Source organism: uncultured Cyclobacterium sp., from assembly GCF_963976465.1.
Classification (GTDB): Bacteria; Bacteroidota; Bacteroidia; order Cytophagales; family Cyclobacteriaceae; genus Cyclobacterium.
In genome coordinates, this window is sequence record NZ_CAXBOC010000524.1 from 1 (window position 1) to 3,682 (window position 3,682).

Annotated in this window: 4 protein-coding genes and 1 pseudogene; 3 read left to right on the forward strand and 2 right to left on the reverse strand. The window is 38.3% G+C overall.

The features are described from left to right. Both AAC037_RS21515 and AAC037_RS21520 read left to right on the forward strand, forming a co-directional pair. The coding region (locus AAC037_RS21515; RefSeq protein WP_339905519.1) for a TolC family protein at window positions 1–573 on the forward strand (573 nt) is incomplete at its 5' end. 14 nt (window positions 574–587) lie between these two features. Beyond that, on the forward strand, window positions 588–1,739 hold the full coding sequence (locus AAC037_RS21520; RefSeq protein ID WP_339905520.1) for an efflux RND transporter periplasmic adaptor subunit: 1,152 nt from the start codon (window positions 588–590) through the stop codon (window positions 1,737–1,739). A gap of 161 nt (window positions 1,740–1,900) precedes the next feature. Here the strand turns inward: AAC037_RS21520 and AAC037_RS21525 are convergent, their stop codons facing one another. After that, on the reverse strand, window positions 1,901–2,473 hold the full coding sequence (locus tag AAC037_RS21525; protein ID WP_339905521.1) for a TlpA disulfide reductase family protein: 573 nt from the start codon (window positions 2,471–2,473) through the stop codon (window positions 1,901–1,903). A 114-nt stretch (window positions 2,474–2,587) separates the two neighbouring features. Here AAC037_RS21525 and AAC037_RS21530 point away from each other — a divergent pair, with 114 nt between their 5' ends. Next, entirely contained in the window at window positions 2,588–3,031 is a 444-nt protein-coding gene (locus AAC037_RS21530) for a hypothetical protein (protein WP_339905523.1), read from the forward strand. Between the two features lie 5 nt (window positions 3,032–3,036). Here the strand turns inward: AAC037_RS21530 and AAC037_RS21535 are convergent. Further along, a pseudogene (locus AAC037_RS21535) lies at window positions 3,037–3,682 on the reverse strand (replication-associated recombination protein A); the annotation flags it as partial.

Here is a 3,682-nt window from a genome sequence, read left to right on the forward strand (position 1 = left end):
GTAAATGAAGAAAATCTTGAAAGAATCCCCTTAAGCCCACTTGACTCAGCTAGCCATCCTGTTATCAATTATTATGCAGATGCCATAAATTTATGGGCCAGTAATTATAAGCTGGAGAAGCAAAGATTACTACCCGATTTAAATCTATCTGTATTTCAAGGCATGAACAAGGGTGTAGGTAGGCAAACCTACTCAGGTTTCCATGTAGGTGTAGCCTTACCGCTATGGTTTGGATATCAAAAGTCAAAAATTGAAGCTGCAAAGACCCAAACCAAAATAATTGCGTCTGCAAGGAACAATTACCTCATACAATTGCGCTCCCAATACAACGCTTTGCTTTCCGACTTAAGACAATTTGAGAAAGAATTAGTTTACTATGAAGAAACTGGTAAAAAGTTATCAGAAGAAACGCTGTTCCATGCCAATAAGGCTTACCAGAATGGTGAAATAAACTTTCTTCAATACACCCAGTTTTTAGAAAACTCCAAAACCATCGAATCCAATTATCTTCGTTATCTTTTTCAATATAATGAGACGGTATTGGAGGCAAACTATTTAATGAATTATAAATAAATAATAACCATCCCATGAAAAATCATGCACTAAATTATATGATTTTTGCTTCCTTTCTTTTCTTTTTATCCTGTTCATCTCCGGGAGATATTTCAGATCAGAAAGAACCTGTCACTGAGGCGACAATGGAGGGTGCCTATACACTTACTGCCAGCCAATTCAAGTCATCAGGAATGGCCCTTGGAACTTTTGACAGTTCTACTTTTCATCAGATTATAAAAGCCATAGGTAAATTTGATGTTCCACCGGAAAATAATGCGGCCGTAAGTTCCTATTTCCCCGGAACGATAAAGGATATCCGTCTTTTACCCGGTGAAAAAGTAAGAAAAGGGCAAAACCTATTAACCTTAGAAAACCCTGATTTTGTTCAGATCCAGCAAGATTACTTAGAGGCAAAAGGACAGCTTAGCTACCTTCAATCAGATTATGAAAGACAGAAAAACCTTGTGCAAGACAAAGTGACTTCCCAAAAGAACTACCTGAGAGCCGAATCTGACTATACCGTCACAAAGGTAAAAGCAGCCTCTCTTGCAAAAAAACTGTCATTAATGAATATCGATCCCAACACCTTAAACCTGGAAAATATTCGCACCACAATTCAAATCAGTTCACCCATAAGTGGCTACGTAACTCAAGTAGATGCGAGGAGGGGACAGTTTCTGGAGTCTTCTCAAACAGCCATCTCAATAGTAGACACAGATCATATGCACCTCGAATTAAATATATTTGAAAAAGATCTTTCTAAAATTCAAAAAGGCCAAATCATCCATTTTAAAACACAGGAGGACAATAGCCAAAGCCATGAAGCATTTGTTTATCTGGTGAACAAAACAGTAAACCCTGAAGATAGAACCATTGGAATCCATGGCCATTTATCTAATGAGAAACTAAATCAAAGATTCAATCCAGGCATGTATGTAGAGGCTGAAATTTATGCAAATTCCACAAGTAAATTATCCCTACCTCAAGAAGCTTTGGTCGACATTGACGGTAAATATTATGTGTTGATACTCAATAATTATTCTCAAAATCAATATTTCTTTAGCAAAAAAGAGGTAAAAACAGGCTTGAGCAATGATGGAAATGTGGAGATTTTAAACCATACCGATTTTTCAAAAAACACTCAGTTTTTGGTAAAAGGAGCATTTAATTTAATAACAGAATAGTTGCTCGCATCTCAAGCGGAGGATTGAGCTACTTTTCCACCAAAACTTACTTGTGTGATAATTCGAGGGTAGAAACCCTCGAATTATTATTCTCACCAATTCAGCCCCTATTAAAATACTCTATTTTCATTGGGGCTACCTAAACTATCTCATCCATAAAATCACAAAGACAATAAAAAGTCCTGAAACTCTTGGTTGTTAAAATTGCTCATTCCTTCCTGATAAAAGACAATTTCTCCTTCTGGGCTTACCACCAAGGTGGTGGGTATGGCTTGACTTTGTAAGGAAGGGGTTAACCCATTGGCTGCATGAACAATGGGAAATGAATATTCCTTTTCCTCCACCAATTTAATGCTCTTATTGAAGTCCTCATCCAAAGCTATCATTAAAAATTTAAGATCCTCTTTCCCTTTCACTTTATCATATAAATCAGAAATATGGGGCATCTCTGCTCGACAGGGGGGACACCATGTTGCCCAAAGATTTATAAAAATAGTTTTTCCTTTATACTGAGACAAGCCCAACCTGTCTCCATTAGTATCTAAAAACTGCCCTGTATAATCAAAGGCCTGTTTTTCTTTGTTTTCTAAAGTCACTTTAGGTTTAATCAAGCCGGTAGATAATACCAAAGACTGAATTCCTCCCATTATTGGGGTGATGAGGCCGGTGAAATACAGAATTCCAAATACCCCCAACATTATGCCCCAACTTTTAATTTCTTTTCTCCAATTCATCTGTTATAATTTTTTGTAAAAATAAGTACTATTTATCTAGTAATCGGTGACAATTCTCACGCTATAGTTACCGAAATTATTAGGACTTGTTTACCTTTGTGTAAAACGAATCCTATGAAAACAAAGTTAAGATTTACTGCTTTTTTTGCTATTCTATTAATGTTCGTTTCATTCCAAGGGATGGCACAAGTGCATGTGGGCATTTATCATGAAGGCATACTAAGTCATATAGGTGTAGGTTCGGATCCTGAAAAAAAAATATTTGCTGAAGCCAGAGTGTTTGCCGGAGGTATGGTAAACCCTTTTATGGGTTTAGAAGCGCAGGGCCATTATAATTTTCGGCAAACTGATTGGTACAACTTACATGGTGGTCTATTGTTAGGCTATAATGAAATATCGGATGCCCAGGCCGGAATACCACTTGGACTAAGCCTTAAACCCATAGCCAATCACCGTCAGTTTATCTTACTAATGGAGGGGACGCCTATGTATGGCGCATATGATTTAACTTTCCGGGCATTGATAGGCCTCCGATACACGCTGAACAAGGCAAATTAGTCGGGTTAGTACCCGTACTTCTTACCCCAAAGTTTTTGAAGGTTTCTTCTTAGATCGTTTTCACGGGCATTTGATCCGGGATCATAAAGTTTGGTTCCTTTGATCTTGTCCGGAAGAAACTCTTGAAAGGCAAAGTTATTTTCGAAATCATGAGAATACTTATAGGCCTTACCATAGTTAAGATCCTTCATCAACTTGGTAGGAGCATTTCGCAGGTGAAGAGGAACTGGTAGGTCTCCCTCCTGTTTTACCAATGCCTGAGCAGAATTGATGGCCATATAACTTGCATTACTTTTCGGAGAAGAAGCCAGGTAAGTTACACATTGGGAAAGAATAATTCGGGACTCTGGGTATCCAATCACATTCACAGCCTGAAAGCAATTGGTAGCCAGTAATAGTGCATTGGGATTGGCATTGCCTATATCTTCAGAAGCCAAAATAAGAAGTCGCCTGGCGATGAACTTCACATCTTCTCCCCCTTCTATCATTCTGGCCAGCCAATAGACGGCAGCGTTTGGGTCTGATCCTCTGATCGATTTAATAAAGGCAGAAATAATGTCATAATGTTGCTCTCCTGATTTGTCATAAAGGGCCACTTTCCGTTGGGCTACCTGCATGACCATCTCATTTTCTATGATGATCTCCTCTGTT